Source organism: Streptomyces sp. NPDC088147 (assembly GCF_044741565.1).
In the GTDB taxonomy this organism is placed as follows: Bacteria; Actinomycetota; Actinomycetes; order Streptomycetales; family Streptomycetaceae; genus Streptomyces.
Genome location: NZ_JBIUSY010000002.1, coordinates 957,228 through 973,066, shown reverse-complemented (window position 1 = coordinate 973,066; position 15,839 = coordinate 957,228). Strand labels below are relative to the sequence as shown.

Here is a 15,839-nt window from a genome sequence, read left to right as displayed (position 1 = left end):
GGGGGTGCCTCATCGGACCGCCGCCCGCCGGTACGCCCAGGTCGCCACGGCCAGCGAGCAGACACCGACGGCCGCGCACACCGCGAGATCGAAGGCGACCACCGGCCAGTCGGGACGGGCGTCGAACGTACGGGCGAGAGCCTCCACGCCGTAGGTGGACGGCAGCAGGTCACGCGCGTACCCGATCGGCCCCGGCAGCCGGTCCGCGGGCAGCACGCCCAGCAGCAGCGCCGCCGACATCCCCAGCTGGCCCAGCAGCGTCGCCAGCTCCTGACGCGGCGCGAGCAGACCGAGCGCCGCGCCCAGACCCGCGAGTGCCGCGCCCGACAGCGGAATCACCGCGACCAGCACCCAGAGATGCGTGAGCGGCAACTGGAACAGCACACTGCCGGTGACGGCCGTGACCGCGGTGCCCGGCACCGTGAACGAGGCATACGCACCGGCCGCGCCGAGCACCACCGCCGCGGGCGGCACCGGCAGGGTGGCGTAGTGGTCGAGCCCGCCGCTCGCGCGCAGCTGACCGAAGTACTGGGCGAGCAGATTGAGCGCCACGAACGCGACGACGAGCACACTCGACCCGGCGACCACCGCCCGCGCCTCGTCGCCCCCGTCCACCACGCCCCGCATCAGGATCATGATCCCGACCGACTGGAACGTCGCCACGAACAGCAGCGGGATCCGCGCGACCCGGGCCCGTGACAGCTGGGCGCGGTACACGGCGGCGAGCGAGGGCAGCAGCCGCGCCCGGGGCGCGAGCGGCGCGGGCGCGCCGTCCGCCGGCTCGTTCACGGCCGCGGTCCTGACTCTCCCGGACACGGCCTCCGCAGGCACGATGCTCACCTGGTGCTGCTCCTGTTCGGTACGGGCGTACGTGCGTCGCTCACGAAACGGCTGCTCACGCCTTGACCAGCCCCTTCGCCCGGCCGCCGAGCGCCAGGTAGACATCTTCCAGACTCGGCGTCGCCAGTGTGAAATCGTCCAGCGCCGAGAAGGCCGCGCCGCCGGTCACCGCGGCGACCGCCGCGCGCGCCTCGTCCGGCGCGAGCCGCAGCACCCACCGGCGCCCCGACTCCTGCGCCGAATCGCGCAGCGCCGCGACCTCGGGAACGTCGAGCGGCGCGCGCTCGCGCCACACGAGCTCCACCCGCACCTCACCGGCGACCTCTTCCTTGAGCCCGGACGGGGTGTCGCAGGCGATGACCCTGCCCCGCTCCAGCACGGCGACCCGGTCGAGCACGGTCTCGGCCTCGATGACGTTATGGGTGACGAGCAGGACGGTCACCCCGTGCTCGGCCCGCCGCCGGTCCACGGCGGCCCACACCGCGCGCCGCGCGACCGGGTCCATGCCGGTGGTCGGCTCGTCGAGAACCAGCACGGGCCGCTCGCCCACCAGCGCGGCGGCGAAACAGGCCAGCCGCCGCTGGCCTCCCGACAGCTTCTTCAGGGGCCGCCCGGCGATCTCGGTCAGCCCCAACTCGGCCAGCACATCGTCCCGCTCGGCCCGCGCCTCCCGCAACGACAGCCCGCGCAGCCGGCCGGTGGTCTCGGCGGCGAGCGCGACGGTCAGTTCGTCCAGCGCGGTCGACTCCTGGCCGAGATAGCCGATGAGCCGGGAGGCACGTTCGGGATGCCGCACCAGATCGTGCCCGAGGACCTCGACCTCTCCGGAGTCCGGCCGCATCAGGCCGGTGAGCTGGCGTACGAGAGTGGACTTGCCCGCGCCGTTGGGCCCGAGCAGGCCGAAGATCTCACCGCGCCGCACGTCGAGCGAGACCCCATCGGTGGCCCGCACCGCGGGCGTCCCGGGGACGCCACGTCTGCCGCGCGCGGCCGGGTACGTCTTGACCAGATCGCGCACCACGCACACCGTACTCACGAGCATGGACCTTACGTTGTGCCGGCCCGGTACGTTTCCGGCGGGGGGCGTGGTGCGGGTTCGCGGTGGTGCCGGGGCCGGGCCCACCGGGCGGCGCCCACCCCCAGCACCCTCTACGACGAAGCCGTATCCGCCGCGGCCCGCACATCGATCTCCCGCCAGAACCCCGCCCGAATCGCGTACCGGTCATGCTCGTCGATCTGGTCGTCCTTGTGCGCCAGCAGACCGAACCGCGCCGCGTACCGCAGCAGTTCCCCGTCGATACGGTGCGGAACCCGCGGATACATCACGGACAGCCTCTGCACATGCCCCGCCTCCGGCAGCCGTTCCATCCACCGCCGCGCGAACACCTGCCCCACCTCGAACGGATCGCCCCCCACCGTGGTGATGTCCTCCTCCCGGTCCGCCCAGCGCTGCTCCGCGCTGGTCAGCTGTGCCAGGGTCGGCAGCGAGGCCGTCTCCGGCGGTTCGCCCGCCGTGCCGCTGCCCGGCCGTTCGACCCAGCCCTTGTCGGAGGACCACCGCAGCGTCGCCCCCGCCGGATGCTGCCCGGACTGCTGTCCGGACGGGCCAGGTGTCGGGGCGCCGGGGCCGCGCAGGCCCGCCAGGTCCTTGGGGGTCGGCACGCCCTTGCCGCCCGTGCCGGCCGGATGGGGTTCCGCGCCGGGAGCCGCGGCTGCGGGTGCCGGCGACGAGCCGTTCCGCCCGGCGCCGGGGGTGGAGCCCGCGCGGCCCGCCGCCGCCTCCGCCTCCGCCGCCCGTTCCGCGGACGCGGCCAGCGCCGATTCGGGCAGCGGCGCCGAGAGGATCGCCGCGATCTCGGGCCGGGGCGCCGGCGGCGGGGCGCAGACGCCGCCCAGGTCCTTGGCCCGTACGGCCTTGGTGATCCAGGCCCGGTCGAGCACCCGCCGCTCGTCGGCCTCGGCGACCAGGTCCTCGGACTGGTTGTAGTCGCCGTCGGCGGCCTGCACGGCCCAGAGATGGACGGCGACGCCATGCTCCTTCGCGGACATCAGGCCGGGCAGCAGATCCCCGTCCCCCGTCACCAGCACGACATCGGAGCAGGCGCGATTTCTGGCCAGCTCGGTCAGCTCCGCGTGCATCGCCGCGTCCACGCCCTTCTGCGCCCAGCGCCCGTCGCTGCGGGTGAGGGCGCCGAGCCGGACGGTGACGCGCGGCATGACCCGCAGCCGTCGGTGCTCGGGCTGTGGAACCCGGTCGGGGGCGCCGTCGAACCAGTAGATGCGGAGCAGCGGCTGTTCCGTATCGGCCTCGGCCCGTTCTCGCAGGCCCTGGATGAGGGCGGTGTGGTCGACGGTGATGCGGGAACGGGCCGGTTCTCCGGCGAGGAGACTCGCGGCGGCGCCCAGCAGATAGCCGGCGTCCACCAGGACGACGCAGCGGTCCACGTGTTCCACCTTCTTTCGGGAACCTCGGGATCGTGAGATCGGGAGTTACTGCGGGTTTCCTTCGAGTCTGCCCGACGGCAAGAGGCTTAACGTCCGGAACTCGATCATCGGCGTGGCGTATCGGCGCTATGGAACCCATCAGGCCGCTGACGAGGGACCACTACACACGGCAATGATCCAAAATGCGCCAATTGGCGGCTTATGTGAGGCTGAACGCGGCCTGGCATCCAAACCCCCGGCAGGAGGCAGCATCATGGCCAAGAACAAGAACCGGGATCGCAGCAACAAGCAGCACGCCCGCTCGGACGCCGAGCGTGGCACCCAGGAGTCGCAGTCCTCGTCGATGGAGGACCGGTCCGAGCAGGTGCAGTCGAGGATCACGCCGCCGGATGAGGCCCACAAGGGCAAGCAGAAGCGTTTCGGCCACAACTGACCCCACCACCCGCCGTCCGTAACCGTATGAGGGGCATCCCACGAGCCCGGGATGCCCCTCATACGCGTGCGCCTCACCGAGGCATGGCTATCCGGCCAGGCAGGACGGGCCGAGCAGGACCTTCAGATCGCCGAAGAGCGCCGGGTCGGGCTGGACGCGGTGCCGGTCGAGCCGGAGCACCGTGGTCTTCCTGGCGCCCTGGAGCTTGATCCTGACCTCGGAGTTGCCCCGGTGGTGGCTGAGGATCTCGCCGAGCCTGCTGACCATCGGCGGGGTGAGCTTCACCGTCGGGATGGTGATGGTGACGGGGGCGTCGGTGCCCGCCGACGACACGTCCGGGACCTGGAGTTCCATGGCGACGAGGCGGGGCACGTCCTCGCGCTTGTCGAGCCGGCCCTTGACGAAGACGACGGTGTCCTCGACGAGTTGTGTGGAGACCAGCTGATACGTGGCGGGGAAGAACATGCACTCGATGGAGCCGGCGAGGTCCTCGACCGTCGCGATCGCCCACGCGTTGCCCTGTTTGGTCATCTTCCGCTGGAGACCGGAGATGATGCCGCCGATGGTGACCACCGCGCCGTCCGCGTGCTCACCGCCGGTGAGCTGGGAGATCGCGGCGTCGGACTTGTCGGACAGGACGTGCTCGATGCCGAAGAGCGGATGGTCGGAGACGTACAGACCGAGCATCTCCCGCTCCTGGGCGAGCAGATACGACTTGTCCCACTCGATGTCCGAGAACTCGACGTCGAGTCCGAAGCCGGGCTCGCTGGTCTCCTCCTCGCCCATCCCGCCGAAGAGGTCGAACTGCCCCTCGGCCTCCTTGCGCTTGACCTGCACCACGTTGTCGATCATCGGCTCGTGATGGGCGACCAGCCCCTTGCGGGTATGGCCCATCTCGTCGAAGGCCCCGGCCTTGATCAGCGACTCGACGGTCCGCTTGTTGCAGACGACGGCCTCGACCTTGTCGAGGAAGTCGGGGAACGTCGCGTACTTCCCCTTCGCCTTACGGCACCGGATGATCGAGTCCACCACGTTCTGTCCGACGTTCCTGATCGCCGTCAGACCGAACAGGATCACATCGTCACCCTGGGCGGCGAAGTTCGACTGCGACTCGTTCACATTGGGCGGCAGCACCTTGATGCCCATGCGCCGGCACTCATTGAGGTAGACCGCCGACTTGTCCTTGTCGTCCTTCACCGAGGTGAGCAGCGCCGCCATGTACTCGGCGGGGTAGTTCGCCTTGAGATACGCGGTCCAGTACGTGACCAGGCCGTACGCGGAGGAGTGCGCCTTGTTGAACGCGTATCCGGCGAACGGGACCAGCACGTCCCACAGGGCCTGGATCGCCTCGTCCGAGTAGTCGTTCTTCTTGGCCCCGGCCTGGAACAGGACGAAGTTCTTCGCCAGTTCGTCGGCCTTCTTCTTGCCCATCACGCGGCGCAGGATGTCGGCCTCGCCCAGCGAGTAGCCGGCGATGATCTGGGCGGCCTTCTGCACCTGCTCCTGGTACACGATCAGACCGTGCGTCAGGCCGAGGACCTCCTTGAGAGGCTCCTCCAGCTCCGGGTGGATCGGTGTGATCTCCTGCTGGCCGTTCTTGCGCAGCGCGTAGTTCGTATGCGAGTTCATGCCCATCGGGCCCGGCCGGTACAGGGCCGAGACGGCGGAAATGTCCTCGAAGTTGTCGGGCTTCATCAGACGCAGCAGCGAGCGCATCGGCCCGCCGTCGAACTGGAAGACACCGAGCGTGTCACCGCGGCAGAGCAGTTCGTAGGTCTTCGGGTCGTCCAGCGGCAGGGCGAGCAGGTCGAGGTCGATGCCCTTGTTGGCCTTCACCATCTTGACGGCGTCGTCCATGATGGTCAGGTTCCGCAGGCCCAGGAAGTCCATCTTCAGCAGGCCGAGCGACTCACAGCTCGGATAGTCCCACTGGGTGATCGTGACACCGTCGGTGTGCCGCACCCAGACCGGCACATGATCGGTGATCGTCTCGCTCGACATGATCACGCCGGCCGCGTGCACACCCATCTGCCGGACCAGGCCCTCCACACCCTTCGCCGTGTCGATGACCTTCTTCACATCCGGCTCGTTCTCGTACATCCCCCGGATCTCCCCCGCCTCGCCGTAGCGGGGGTGCTTGGGGTCGGTGATGCCGTTGAGGTCGATGCCCTTGCCGAGGACGTCGGCGGGCATCGCCTTCGTGAGCCGGTCGCCCATCGCGTACGGGTAACCCAGCACGCGCGCGGAGTCCTTGATCGCGTTCTTCGCCTTGATCTTGCCGTATGTGCCGATCATGGCGACCTTGTCGGCGCCGTACTTCTCCGTCACATAACGGATCACCTCACCGCGCCGACGCTCGTCGAAGTCGATGTCGACATCCGGCATGGAGATGCGCTCGGGGTTGAGGAACCGCTCGAAGATCAGGCCGTGCTCGATCGGGTCGAGGTCGGTGATGCCCATGGCGTACGCGACGATCGAACCGGCGGCGGAACCACGGCCGGGGCCGACCGCGATGCCGTTGTTCTTGGCCCACATGATGAAGTCGGCGACCACGAGGAAGTACCCCGGGAAGCCCATCTCGATGATGATGCCCATCTCGTACTCGACCTGCTTGAGCCGGTCGTCCGGGATGCCGTTCGGGTACCGGCGGGCCATGCCGCGCAGCGTCTCCTCACGGAACCAGGTGACTTCGGTGAAGCCCTCGGGCACATCGAACTTGGGCATCAGGTTCCGCTCCTGGAACCAGCCCTCCGTGTCGATCTGCTCGGCGACCAGCAGGGTGTTCGCGCACCCCTGCTGCCAGGCGTCGGAGGAGTCCACGGCGTACATCTCGTCGGTGGACTTCAGGTAGTAGCCGGTCCCGTCGAAGCGGAAGCGGTCCGGGTCCGAGAGGTTCTTGCCGGTCTGGATGCACAGCAGCGCGTCGTGCGCGGTCGCCTCGCCCGCGTACGTGTAGTGCGAGTCGTTCGTGACCAGCGGCGGGATCCCCAGCTTCTTGCCGACCTCCAGCAGCCCGTCCCGCACACGCCGCTCGATCTCGATGCCGTGGTCCATCAGCTCCAGGAAATACCGGTCCTTGCCGAAGATGTCCTGGTACTCGGAGGCCGCCTTCAGCGCCTCGTCGAACTGGCCGAGGCGCAGCCGCGTCTGGAGCTCGCCCGAGGGGCAGCCGGTCGAGGCGATCAGCCCCTCCGACCACTTGGCGATGGTCTCCTTGTCCATACGCGGCCACTTCTGGAGCCAGCCCTCCGCGTACGCGTCCGAGGACAGCCGGAACAGATTGTGCAGACCCGTCTGGTTGGCCGCCCAGATCGTCTTGTGCGTGTAACCGCCGGAACCGGACACGTCGTCCCGCTTCTGATGCGGCTGCCCCCACTGGATCTTGCGCTTGTTGCGCCGCGACTCCGGCGCCACATACGCCTCGATCCCGATGATCGGCGTCACCCCCGCCTTCTTCGCCTGATGGAAGAAGTCGTAGGCGCCGTGCAGATTGCCATGGTCCGTCATCGCGATATGGGACATGCCCATCTCTTTGCAGGCGTTGAACATGTCCCCCAGCCGCGCGGCACCGTCCAGCAGCGAGTACTGGGTGTGGACATGCAGGTGCGTGAACGGCGGCTTGGTCACGGCGGGGGCCTCCAGCGAGCGGACGACACGGTGTGGTTCTCGGCGGTGAATCTCAATGTTTCCAGGGGTGAACCCGGGGTCCCGCGGGGCTGCTGACAGCCCTGGGGAACAGCCTCGAAGTCTACGTCTCGGGACTGACAGCGGCGGGCACTCGCGAGTAGCGTCACGCGTTGCCCGTTCGGAGGGGCGCAGGCCCCCCACTCCACTGTCATGCACCAGGAGGCACCCCGCGATGTCGGTCCCGCGACCCGTTGAAGCAGCCGATGAGCAGCGCGGCGAGGAGATTCTCGCCGTTTTCGACACCGCTTTCGGCGAGCTTCTGGCGGCCGATCCAGCCGCGTTCCGGGTGAAGTTCCGGAAGATGGCGGCCTCCGCGTTCGCCTTCTACCGGGGCACGGCGTGCCTCTTCTACCACGACCTGGAGCGGGAGCGTACGGCGAGCGGGGTCACCGGCCCCTTCCTCGACGAACGCACCGGACGGGTGTGGATCCACGGCGATCTGCACGCCGAGAACTTCGGCACGTACATGGACGCCAACGGCCGGCTGATCTTCAACGTCAACGACTTCGACGAGGCGTACGTCGGCCCCTTCACCTGGGACCTGAAGCGCTTCGCCGCCTCCCTCGCCCTGATCGGCTACACGAAAGCGCTCAGTGACGGGCAGATCACCGAACTGGTGGAGATCTACGCGGGCGCCTATCGCGAGCGGATCCACGCGCTGGCCGCCGGCGCCAAGAACGACGAGGTCCCGCCCTTCACCCTGGACACGGCGCAGGGCCCGCTGCTCACCGCCCTGCGCTCGGCCCGCGCGCTGACCCGCTTCGGGCTGCTCGACTCGATGACCGAGATCAGGGAGTACGAGCGCCGCTTCGCGCCGGGCGGCGGCTCCATAGAGCTGGACGCCGCCACCCGCTACAAGATCCTCGCGGCCTTCGACGGCTATCTGGAGACCCTGCCCGAGTCCAGCCTGGCCCGTCCCGACTCGTACCGCGTGAAGGACGTCGTCGGACGGCGCGGCATCGGCATCGGCTCCGCGGGCCTGCCCTCGTACAACATCCTGCTGGAGGGCAACAGCGACGCCCTGGAGAACGACGTCGTGATCTATATGAAGCAGGCGCAGACCCCGGCGGTCTCGCGGCACATCACGGACCGGGCCGTACGGGAGTACTTCCAGCACGAGGGCCACCGCACGGTGATCTCGCAACGGGCCCTCCAGGCCCACGCCGACCCGTGGCTGGGCTGGACCGAGCTGGCCGGGATCGGGCAGCTGGTGGCGGAGGTCTCGCCGTACGCCGTGGACCTGGACTGGTCGGACCTGGACGACCCCGAGGAGATCGCGGCGGTCGTCGCCGACCTCGGCCGCGCGACGGCCACGATGCACTCGGCGGCGGACGACGAGAGCGGCCACTCGCTGGTGCCGTTCTCCACGGAGCGCTCCATCGACGCGGCGATCGCGGCCGACGAGGAGGGCTTCGGCGCGCTGCTGGTGGACTTCGCGCACACGTACGGCGCGCGGGCCAGGGCGGACCACCAGATCTTCGTCGACCTGTTCCGCAACGGCCGGCTGGGCTGAGCCCGGCCGGCTCCAGGTCCTGTCCGGATCCTTAGGGACCGCTTACAGGGACGCATGGCACACTCGGCGACGATGGACATATCCGGGACGCGGCTCAGGGCGGCGCGGGCAGCACTGTTCACGGCACTGGTCGTGACACTGTCCGCGGGCTCGCATGTGCTGCTGTCCCGGGCCCCGCTGCCGCTGTCCGTCGTCGCCGTGATCGGCGTCGTGGTGTTCCTGGTCGCCTACGCGGCGGCGGGCCGCGAGCGGGGCTTCTGGCGGATCGCCGCCCTGCTCGTCCCGCTCGAACTGGCCGCGGACACCGTCTTCACCAGCGGTCAGAACGTCTGTTACGGCCCGGCCGGCGGCCCCATAGCGGGGCCGCTGCGCTCGGTCGGCTTCGATGTCCTGTGCGGGGGAGCCTTCGGTACGCCGCTGCCCGGTGTGGCCTCCCCCGAGGGCGCCACGGCCCCGCTGCTGAACTCTCCCGACCCGGCTCTGCCCTGGCTGCTGCTGGCGGCCCATGTCTCGATCGGGCTGCTCGCCGCGTTCTGGCTGCGGCACGGCGAATCCGCGCTGTCCCGGCTGGTCCGGGCCGCGGGCGCCTGCGCCTTCCGGCCGCTGCTGATCGCCGTGGCGGCGGCGGGCACGGTCCGCCGGGCCGTACGGCGCGGGCCACGCCCGGCGGACCGCCCGCGGCCGTCCCGTACCCGCCTTCTCGTGCACTCCGTAGGACGGCGGGGACCGCCGCGCCCCGCGCTCAGCGCTGTCTGAGCCGCGCCCGTCCCCCGCAGCAGTTACGTCATCACACGGAGTGAAACCATCATGAGCGCACGCAACAACCAGGCCAACAAGGCGGCAGCCCGCGAGCGGCTGCGCGAGGAGCGCGAACGGCAGGCGAAGAAGGACAGGATCCGCCGCCAGCTCGTCGTCCTCGGCTCGGCCGTCGTGGTCCTCGCGATAGCCGGCGGCGTGGGCTTCGCCGTCGTCCAGGCCAACAAGCCCTCGCACTGGGAGGCGATGAAGGACGAGAAGTCCGTCGTCGCCCCGAAGAACACCGAGGGCACGGACGGTACGACCGTCGTCATCGGCAAGGCGGACGCCAAGAACACGCTGGAGCTGTACGAGGACTCCCGCTGCCCGGTCTGCGCGACCTTCGAGCAGACGGTCGGCGAGACCGTCCAGAACGGCGTCGACTCCGGCACGTTCAAGATCAAGTATGTCGGCGCGACCTTCATCGACAACTCCGACAACGGCACGGGCTCCAAGAACGCCCTGTCGGCGCTGGGCGCGGCCCTCAATGTGAGCCCCGAGGCGTTCCTCCAGTACAAGACCGCGCTCTACTCGGCGAAGTTCCACCCCGAGGAGACCACGGACAAGTTCGCCAAGGACAGTTATCTGATCGAGGTGGCGGACTCGGTGAGCGGGCTCAAGGGCAACAAGGCGTTCCAGAAGGACGTCACGGACGGTACGTACGACGCCTGGGCGATGAAGATGTCCGCCGCCTTCGACAAGAGCGGGGTGAAGGGCACTCCCACGCTGAAGCTGGACGGCAAGCAGCTCACCGCCGAGGGCACCGACAACCCGCCCATGACGGTGGCGGAGTTCAACGCCGCGGTCACCAAGGCCCTCAAGGGCTGACGGGGTGAACGACCCGGCCCGGAGGCGGGAACCCTCCGGGCCGTGACCGTCAGGCAGCCGGTGTCCGACGGGCAGGCGAATATTCCCGGTTCGTCTGCCCCGTCGCCATACCGGTCAGTAATCTGATCGTCCGTGACCAGTCTCCCGGCTCCTTCGCCGCGTCGCCGCACGGTCGTCAAAGCCGCTGCCGCCACCGCCGCCGCCACCGCTCTCGCCGCCCCGGTCGTTCTCGGCGGCTCCGCCGCGGCCTCCGCCGCCGAGGCCCCCGCCTTCCTCCACGGTGTCGCCTCCGGCGATCCGCTCCCCGACGGCGTCCTGTTGTGGACCCGGGTCACCCCCTCCCCCGACGCCGTGCCCGGCTCGGGCAGGGGAGCGGACACCGAAATATTCTGGGAGGTCGCCGAGGACCAGCGGTTCGCGTCCGTCGTCGCCCGGGGGACCACCACCGCGCGGGCCGCGTCGGACCATACGGTCAAGGTCGATGTCAGAGGGCTGCGCCAGGCGGCCGTCCACTACTTCCGGTTCACCGCGGGCGGCACGGTCTCCCCCGTCGGCCGTACGCGCACGGCGCCCGCGCCCGGCGCCGCCACCCCCGGGGTGCGCTTCGGCGTGGTCTCCTGCGCCAACTGGGAGGCCGGCTACTTCTCCGCGTACCGGCATCTGGCCGCCCGCGCCGACCTCGACGCCGTCCTCCATCTCGGCGACTACCTCTACGAGTACGCGACCGGCGGCTTCCCGGGGACGGACGGTGTCGTACGGCAGCACGAACCGACGCACGAGATCATCAGCCTCGCCGACTACCGCGCGCGCCACGGCCGTTACAAGACCGACGACGATCTGCGGGCGCTGCACGCCGCCCATCCCGTGATCGCCATCTGGGACGACCACGAGTTCGCCAACGACGCCTGGTCGGGCGGCGCGGAGAACCACACGCCCGGTACGGAGGGCGCCTGGGCCGACCGGGCGGCAGCCGCCAGGCAGGCGTACTTCGAGTGGATGCCCGTCCGCGCCTCCACCGAGGGCACCGTCTACCGCAGGCTGCGTTTCGGCGCGCTCGCCGACCTCCATCTGCTGGATCTGCGGTCCTTCCGCTCCCGGCAGACGACGATCGGCGACGGCGCGGTGGACGATCCGGACCGTACGATCACCGGCCGCGCCCAGCTCGACTGGCTGAAGGCGGGCCTGGCGGGATCGGACGCCGCCTGGAAGCTGGTCGGTACGTCGGTGATGATCTCGCCGGTCGCCTTCGGCTCGCTGCCCGCCCACCTGCTGGGCCCGATAGCCGAGTTGCTCGGTCTGCCCAAGGAGGGCCTCGCCGTCAACGTCGACCAGTGGGACGGCTACACGGACGACCGCAAGGAGCTGCTCGCGCATCTGACCGGGCGCGGGATCCGGAACACGGTGTTCCTGACCGGTGACATCCATATGGCCTGGGCCAACGAGGTGCCGGTCACGGCGGCCACGTATCCGCTCTCCCGCTCCGCCGCCACGGAGTTCGTGGTCACCTCGGTCACCTCCGACAACCTGGACGACCTGCTGCACGTACCGGCCGGGACGCTCTCGGTGGTCGCGTCCGCCGCGGTCAGGGCCGCCAACCGCCATGTGAAGTGGGTGGACATGGACCAGCACGGCTACGGCGTGCTCGATGTCACGGCCGAGCGGACGCAGATGGACTACTACACGGTCTCCGACCGGACCGACCCCGCCGCGACCTCCTCCTGGGCCCGCTCGTACCGCACCGCGTCGGGCTCACAGCGGGTGGAACGGGCCGAGCAGCCCGTCCGCTGACCCGCTGGACCCGCTGACCGGCCCGGCACCACCTCAGAGCGAGTCGATGAAGGCGAGCCCGGTCCGCCAGGTCGCCTCGGCTGCCGCCTCGTCGTAGTCCGGCAGACCGGGGTCGGTGTAGAGATGCCCTGCCCCCGGGTAGCGGTAGATCTCCACATCGGCCCCGGCCTGCCGCATCTTCAGGTACCAGGCGGTCAACCAGTCGTGCGTCTCGAACGGGTCGGGATCCGCGACATGCAGTTGTACGGGCAGATCGTCCACCGACGCGTTCTCCGCGATGTCGGACGTACCGTGCAACAGCAGCAGCCCGCGCGCCTTGCTGTCGCCCAGCGCCAGGTTCTGCGCGATCGAGCCGCCGAGCGAGAAACCCGCGTACACCAGACCGCGTTCCGAGTACGGCGCGGCGGCCAGCACCGCGCGGCGCAGCAGTTCGTCCTTGCCGATCTTGTCCTTCAAGGCCATACCCTCCTCCACAGAGGTCGCGGTTTGGCCCTCGAAGAGGTCGGGCACGCGCACCTGGTGTCCGGCGGCACGCAGCCGGTCCGCCGCGGTGTGCACGGCCGGGCGCAGACCGTGGACGGAATGGAAGAGCATGATGTCCATCCGGCCATCCTGCCAGCCCGTATCGGAACCCGACGAGGGAGCCATGGAGAACGTACTGCGCCCACTTCTCGTGCTCGGCGGCTCGGTGCTGCTGACGCTCGCGCTCGGCTGGGTCGTCGACCTGGTGCTGCGCCGCGCGGATGTCCGGCACCCGGAGACCCCGCTGTGGGGGCTGCTCCGGCGCTGCCGGCTGCCGCTCCAGGTGGTCCTGCTCGCGGCCCTGCTGCGCGGTTCGTTCCGGGAGACCCGGTGGCGGATCATCGAGAACCACCACGACGGGATCGGCCGGGCGCTCACGCTGGTGCTCATCGGCGCCGGTGCCTGGCTGGTGGTGGGGGTCGTCTCGGCGACGGTGGAGTCCACGTACGCCCGGTACGCGGCCTCGACCCGGGACGCGGCCCGCCTGCGCCGGGTCCGTACGCAGGTGACGCTGATCATGCGGATCGTGACGGCGGTCGTCGCGGTGGTCGCGGCGGCGGCGATCCTGCTCACCTTCCCCGACATGCGGGCCGTCGGCACCTCGATCCTGGCCTCCGCGGGCATCATCGGCATCGTCGCCGGTGTCGCCGCGCAGTCCACGCTCGGCAATCTCTTCGCGGGCTTCCAGATCGCGTTCGGGGACATGGTGCGGATCGGCGACACGGTGGTGGTGGACGGCGAGTGGGGCGTGGTCGAGGAGGTCACGCTCACCTTCCTCGCCGTACGGACCTGGGACGAGCGGCGCATCACGATGCCGGTGTCGTACTTCACCAGCAAGCCCTTCGAGAACTGGTCGCGCGGCGGGGTCCAGATGACCGGCACCGTCTTCTTCCAGCTGGACCACTCGGCGCCGATGGGGCCGATGCGCGAGAAGCTCCACGAGATCCTGCGAGCCTGCCCGGCCTGGGACGGCAGGTCCTGGAATCTGGCGGTGACCGACACCGCCACCACCACGATGGAGGTGCGCGCCGTGGTCACGGCCAAGGACGCGGACGACATCTGGACGGTGCGCTGCGCGGTACGGGAGCAGATGATCGGCTGGCTGGTGGAGAACCATCCGTACGCGCTGCCGAGGATCTCGACGGATCTCGCCCACGGGCTCCTCCCGCGCGGCCGGAGCCCGCTGGCCGCCGAGCGGACGGAGCGCGACGAGCGCGCCGCGGAGGAGACGCCCGGCCGTGACGAGGACACCGAGCGGCCCCGCACGGGCCGCGGCTGAGGCCGCGGCAGGCGTTCAGCGCATGCTGCGTACGTCCAGATGGCGCAGGACGCGGTCCACGATCTCGGGGTTCGAGCCCGGCTCGTTGCGGGCCGAGAGCACCTCGTGGCGGGCCGCCGACATCATCTCGCGCTGGATGCGCTGGACGGTCTTGATGCGCTCCACCCGCTTGGTGACCCACTCACGCCGCTCGTCGTCGATCAGATCGGGGCTGATCCGCACCCCGATGTCGCCCGCGCCGCGCTGGAGCCGCTCACTGATCTCCTCCGGCAGCTCCTCGACCTCCTCGATCTCCTTGAGCCGGCGCTTGGCCGCCCTGGCGGCGCGGATGGCGAGCGAGTGCTCCAGCTCCCGTTCCGCGTTCGTGTCCGCCCGTACGCCGAGCCTCCGTACCAGCCAGGGCAGGGTCAGGCCCTGGATGACCAGGGTGGCCATGATGACCGCGAACGCGATGAAGATGATCTCCTCGCGGCCGGGGAACGGCTCGCCGCTGTCGGTCTTCAGCGGGATCGCCAGCGCCAGGGCGACCGAGGCCACCCCGCGCATCCCGGCCCACCACATGACCACGGTCTCGCGCCAGCTGGTCGGGATCTCCTCGTCGTAGTCGCGGAGCTTGTGCATCCGCTTGGCCAGCCAGGTCGCGGGCAGCAGCCACAGGAGCCGTACGAACACGACGACGCCGATGACGGCCGCGCCCCAGCCGAGCATCTCGGACGTCCGGCCGCCCGCCCCGCCGAAGGCGTTGTGCAGCTCCAGCCCGATCAGACCGAAGGCGACGCCGGTGACCAGCGTGTCGACGATCTGCCAGAAGGAGTTGCCGGCCAGCCGCCCCATCACATCGTCGGCGTCCGCCGTGTGCGTGGCCAGGAAGAGCGCGGTGGTCAGCACGGCGAGCACGCCCGAGCCGTGCAGCTCCTCCGCCAGCACATAGCTGACGAACGGCACCAGCAGCGAGAGTCCGATCTGTAGCGTCGCGTCTCCGAGCAGCGACATCACCTTGTTGGAGATCCAGCCGAGCGCGAGCCCCACCGCCACGGCGACCACCGCGGACAGGACGAGCGAGCCGACCGCGCTCGGCCAGGAGAACGTTCCGCTGACCACCGCGGCGATCGCCACGTGGTAGAGCACGATCGCGGTGACATCGTTGAAGAGCCCCTCGCCCTCCAGGATCGAGACCAGCCGCCGGGGCAGTCCGAGGGAGCCCGCGACGGCGGTCGCGGCCACCGGATCGGGCGGGGCGACCAGCGCGCCGAGCGCGACCGCGGCGGCGATCGGCAGTCCGGGCACGATGGAGTTGGCCACCGCCGCGACGGCCGCCGTCGTCACGAAGACCAGCGCGACCGCGAGCAGCAGGATGGGGCGTACATTCGCCGCGAACTGCCGCCAGGAGGTGCGCTGTACGGCGGCGTACAGCAGGGGCGGCAGCAGCAGCGGAAGGATGAAGTCCGGCGGCACCTGCACGTTCGGTACGAACGGCAGCAGCGCCAGGACGATCCCCACCAGGGTCATCAGTACCGGCGAGGGCAGCCCGAGCCGCTCCCCGAGCGGCACCGTGACCACCGCGCCGAGCAACAGCACGAGCAGCAGCGCCAACTGGTCCACGGTAGGGCCCTCCGGTGATCGAAAGCCTTACGGCAGACGTCGGTGGTCAGGGCCTCCAGCCTGTCACGCACGCTGTCCGAACCTCCCGAGGGGGGCACGGGAGGTCG

The 15,839-nt window shown here is 70.1% G+C and carries 12 protein-coding genes; 6 read left to right on the top strand and 6 right to left on the bottom strand.

Translation table 11 applies throughout. The features are described 5' to 3' along the window. Nucleotides 1-9: 9 nt before the first annotated feature. From ACIOGX_RS09515 to ACIOGX_RS09505, 3 genes are all read right to left on the bottom strand, one after another. Nucleotides 10-840 (bottom strand): ABC transporter permease, encoded by an 831-nt coding sequence (locus tag ACIOGX_RS09515; protein ID WP_129766827.1) that lies wholly within the window; start codon nt 838-840, stop codon nt 10-12. A gap of 55 nt (nt 841-895) precedes the next feature. After that, a complete protein-coding gene (locus ACIOGX_RS09510) occupies nt 896-1,882 on the bottom strand; it encodes an ABC transporter ATP-binding protein (protein ID WP_356507279.1) in 987 nt (328 codons plus the stop codon). Nucleotides 1,883-1,989: 107 nt separating this feature from the next. After that, nucleotides 1,990-3,285 carry an NYN domain-containing protein gene (locus tag ACIOGX_RS09505; protein WP_356507277.1) on the bottom strand — a complete coding sequence of 432 codons (1,296 nt, stop codon included), beginning with the start codon at nt 3,283-3,285 and terminating at the stop codon, nt 1,990-1,992. A gap of 253 nt (nt 3,286-3,538) precedes the next feature. On the opposite strand from ACIOGX_RS09505, the gene ACIOGX_RS09500 reads away from it, so the two are divergent. After that, a complete protein-coding gene (locus ACIOGX_RS09500; RefSeq protein ID WP_356507275.1) occupies nt 3,539-3,718 on the top strand; it encodes a hypothetical protein in 180 nt (59 codons plus the stop codon). Between the two features lie 87 nt (nt 3,719-3,805). Here the strand turns inward: ACIOGX_RS09500 and dnaE are convergent, their stop codons facing one another. After that, nucleotides 3,806-7,345, bottom strand: coding sequence for a DNA polymerase III subunit alpha (gene dnaE, locus ACIOGX_RS09495; RefSeq protein ID WP_356507273.1), 3,540 nt, complete (start codon nt 7,343-7,345; stop codon nt 3,806-3,808). Between the two features lie 232 nt (nt 7,346-7,577). On the opposite strand from dnaE, the gene ACIOGX_RS09490 reads away from it, so the two are divergent. The 4 genes from ACIOGX_RS09490 (at nt 7,578) to ACIOGX_RS09475 (ending at nt 12,329) form a co-directional block, all read left to right on the top strand. Further along, on the top strand, nt 7,578-8,918 hold the full coding sequence (locus tag ACIOGX_RS09490) for a DUF2252 domain-containing protein (RefSeq protein ID WP_401763153.1): 1,341 nt from the start codon (nt 7,578-7,580) through the stop codon (nt 8,916-8,918). Nucleotides 8,919-8,990: 72 nt separating this feature from the next. Beyond that, nucleotides 8,991-9,674: a hypothetical protein gene (locus tag ACIOGX_RS09485; protein ID WP_401911636.1), complete on the top strand. Its 684-nt coding sequence runs from the start codon at nt 8,991-8,993 to the stop codon at nt 9,672-9,674. A gap of 51 nt (nt 9,675-9,725) precedes the next feature. Then, complete coding sequence (locus ACIOGX_RS09480; RefSeq protein WP_356507270.1) at nt 9,726-10,541, top strand: DsbA family protein; 816 nt, start codon at nt 9,726-9,728, stop codon at nt 10,539-10,541. A gap of 132 nt (nt 10,542-10,673) precedes the next feature. Continuing rightward, a complete protein-coding gene (locus ACIOGX_RS09475; protein ID WP_401911633.1) occupies nt 10,674-12,329 on the top strand; it encodes an alkaline phosphatase D family protein in 1,656 nt (551 codons plus the stop codon). Nucleotides 12,330-12,362: 33 nt separating this feature from the next. On the opposite strand, the gene ACIOGX_RS09470 is transcribed toward ACIOGX_RS09475, so the two are convergent. After that, entirely contained in the window at nt 12,363-12,932 is a 570-nt protein-coding gene (locus ACIOGX_RS09470; RefSeq protein ID WP_383967241.1) for a dienelactone hydrolase family protein, read from the bottom strand. A gap of 43 nt (nt 12,933-12,975) precedes the next feature. Between ACIOGX_RS09470 and ACIOGX_RS09465 the strand changes: the two genes are divergently transcribed. Continuing rightward, nucleotides 12,976-14,130 carry a mechanosensitive ion channel domain-containing protein gene (locus tag ACIOGX_RS09465; protein ID WP_356507264.1) on the top strand — a complete coding sequence of 385 codons (1,155 nt, stop codon included), beginning with the start codon at nt 12,976-12,978 and terminating at the stop codon, nt 14,128-14,130. Nucleotides 14,131-14,145: 15 nt separating this feature from the next. Here ACIOGX_RS09465 and ACIOGX_RS09460 read toward each other — a convergent pair whose 3' ends face one another. Then, nucleotides 14,146-15,732: a Na+/H+ antiporter gene (locus ACIOGX_RS09460; RefSeq protein WP_401911629.1), complete on the bottom strand. Its 1,587-nt coding sequence runs from the start codon at nt 15,730-15,732 to the stop codon at nt 14,146-14,148. Between the last annotated feature and the right edge of the window lie 107 nt (nt 15,733-15,839).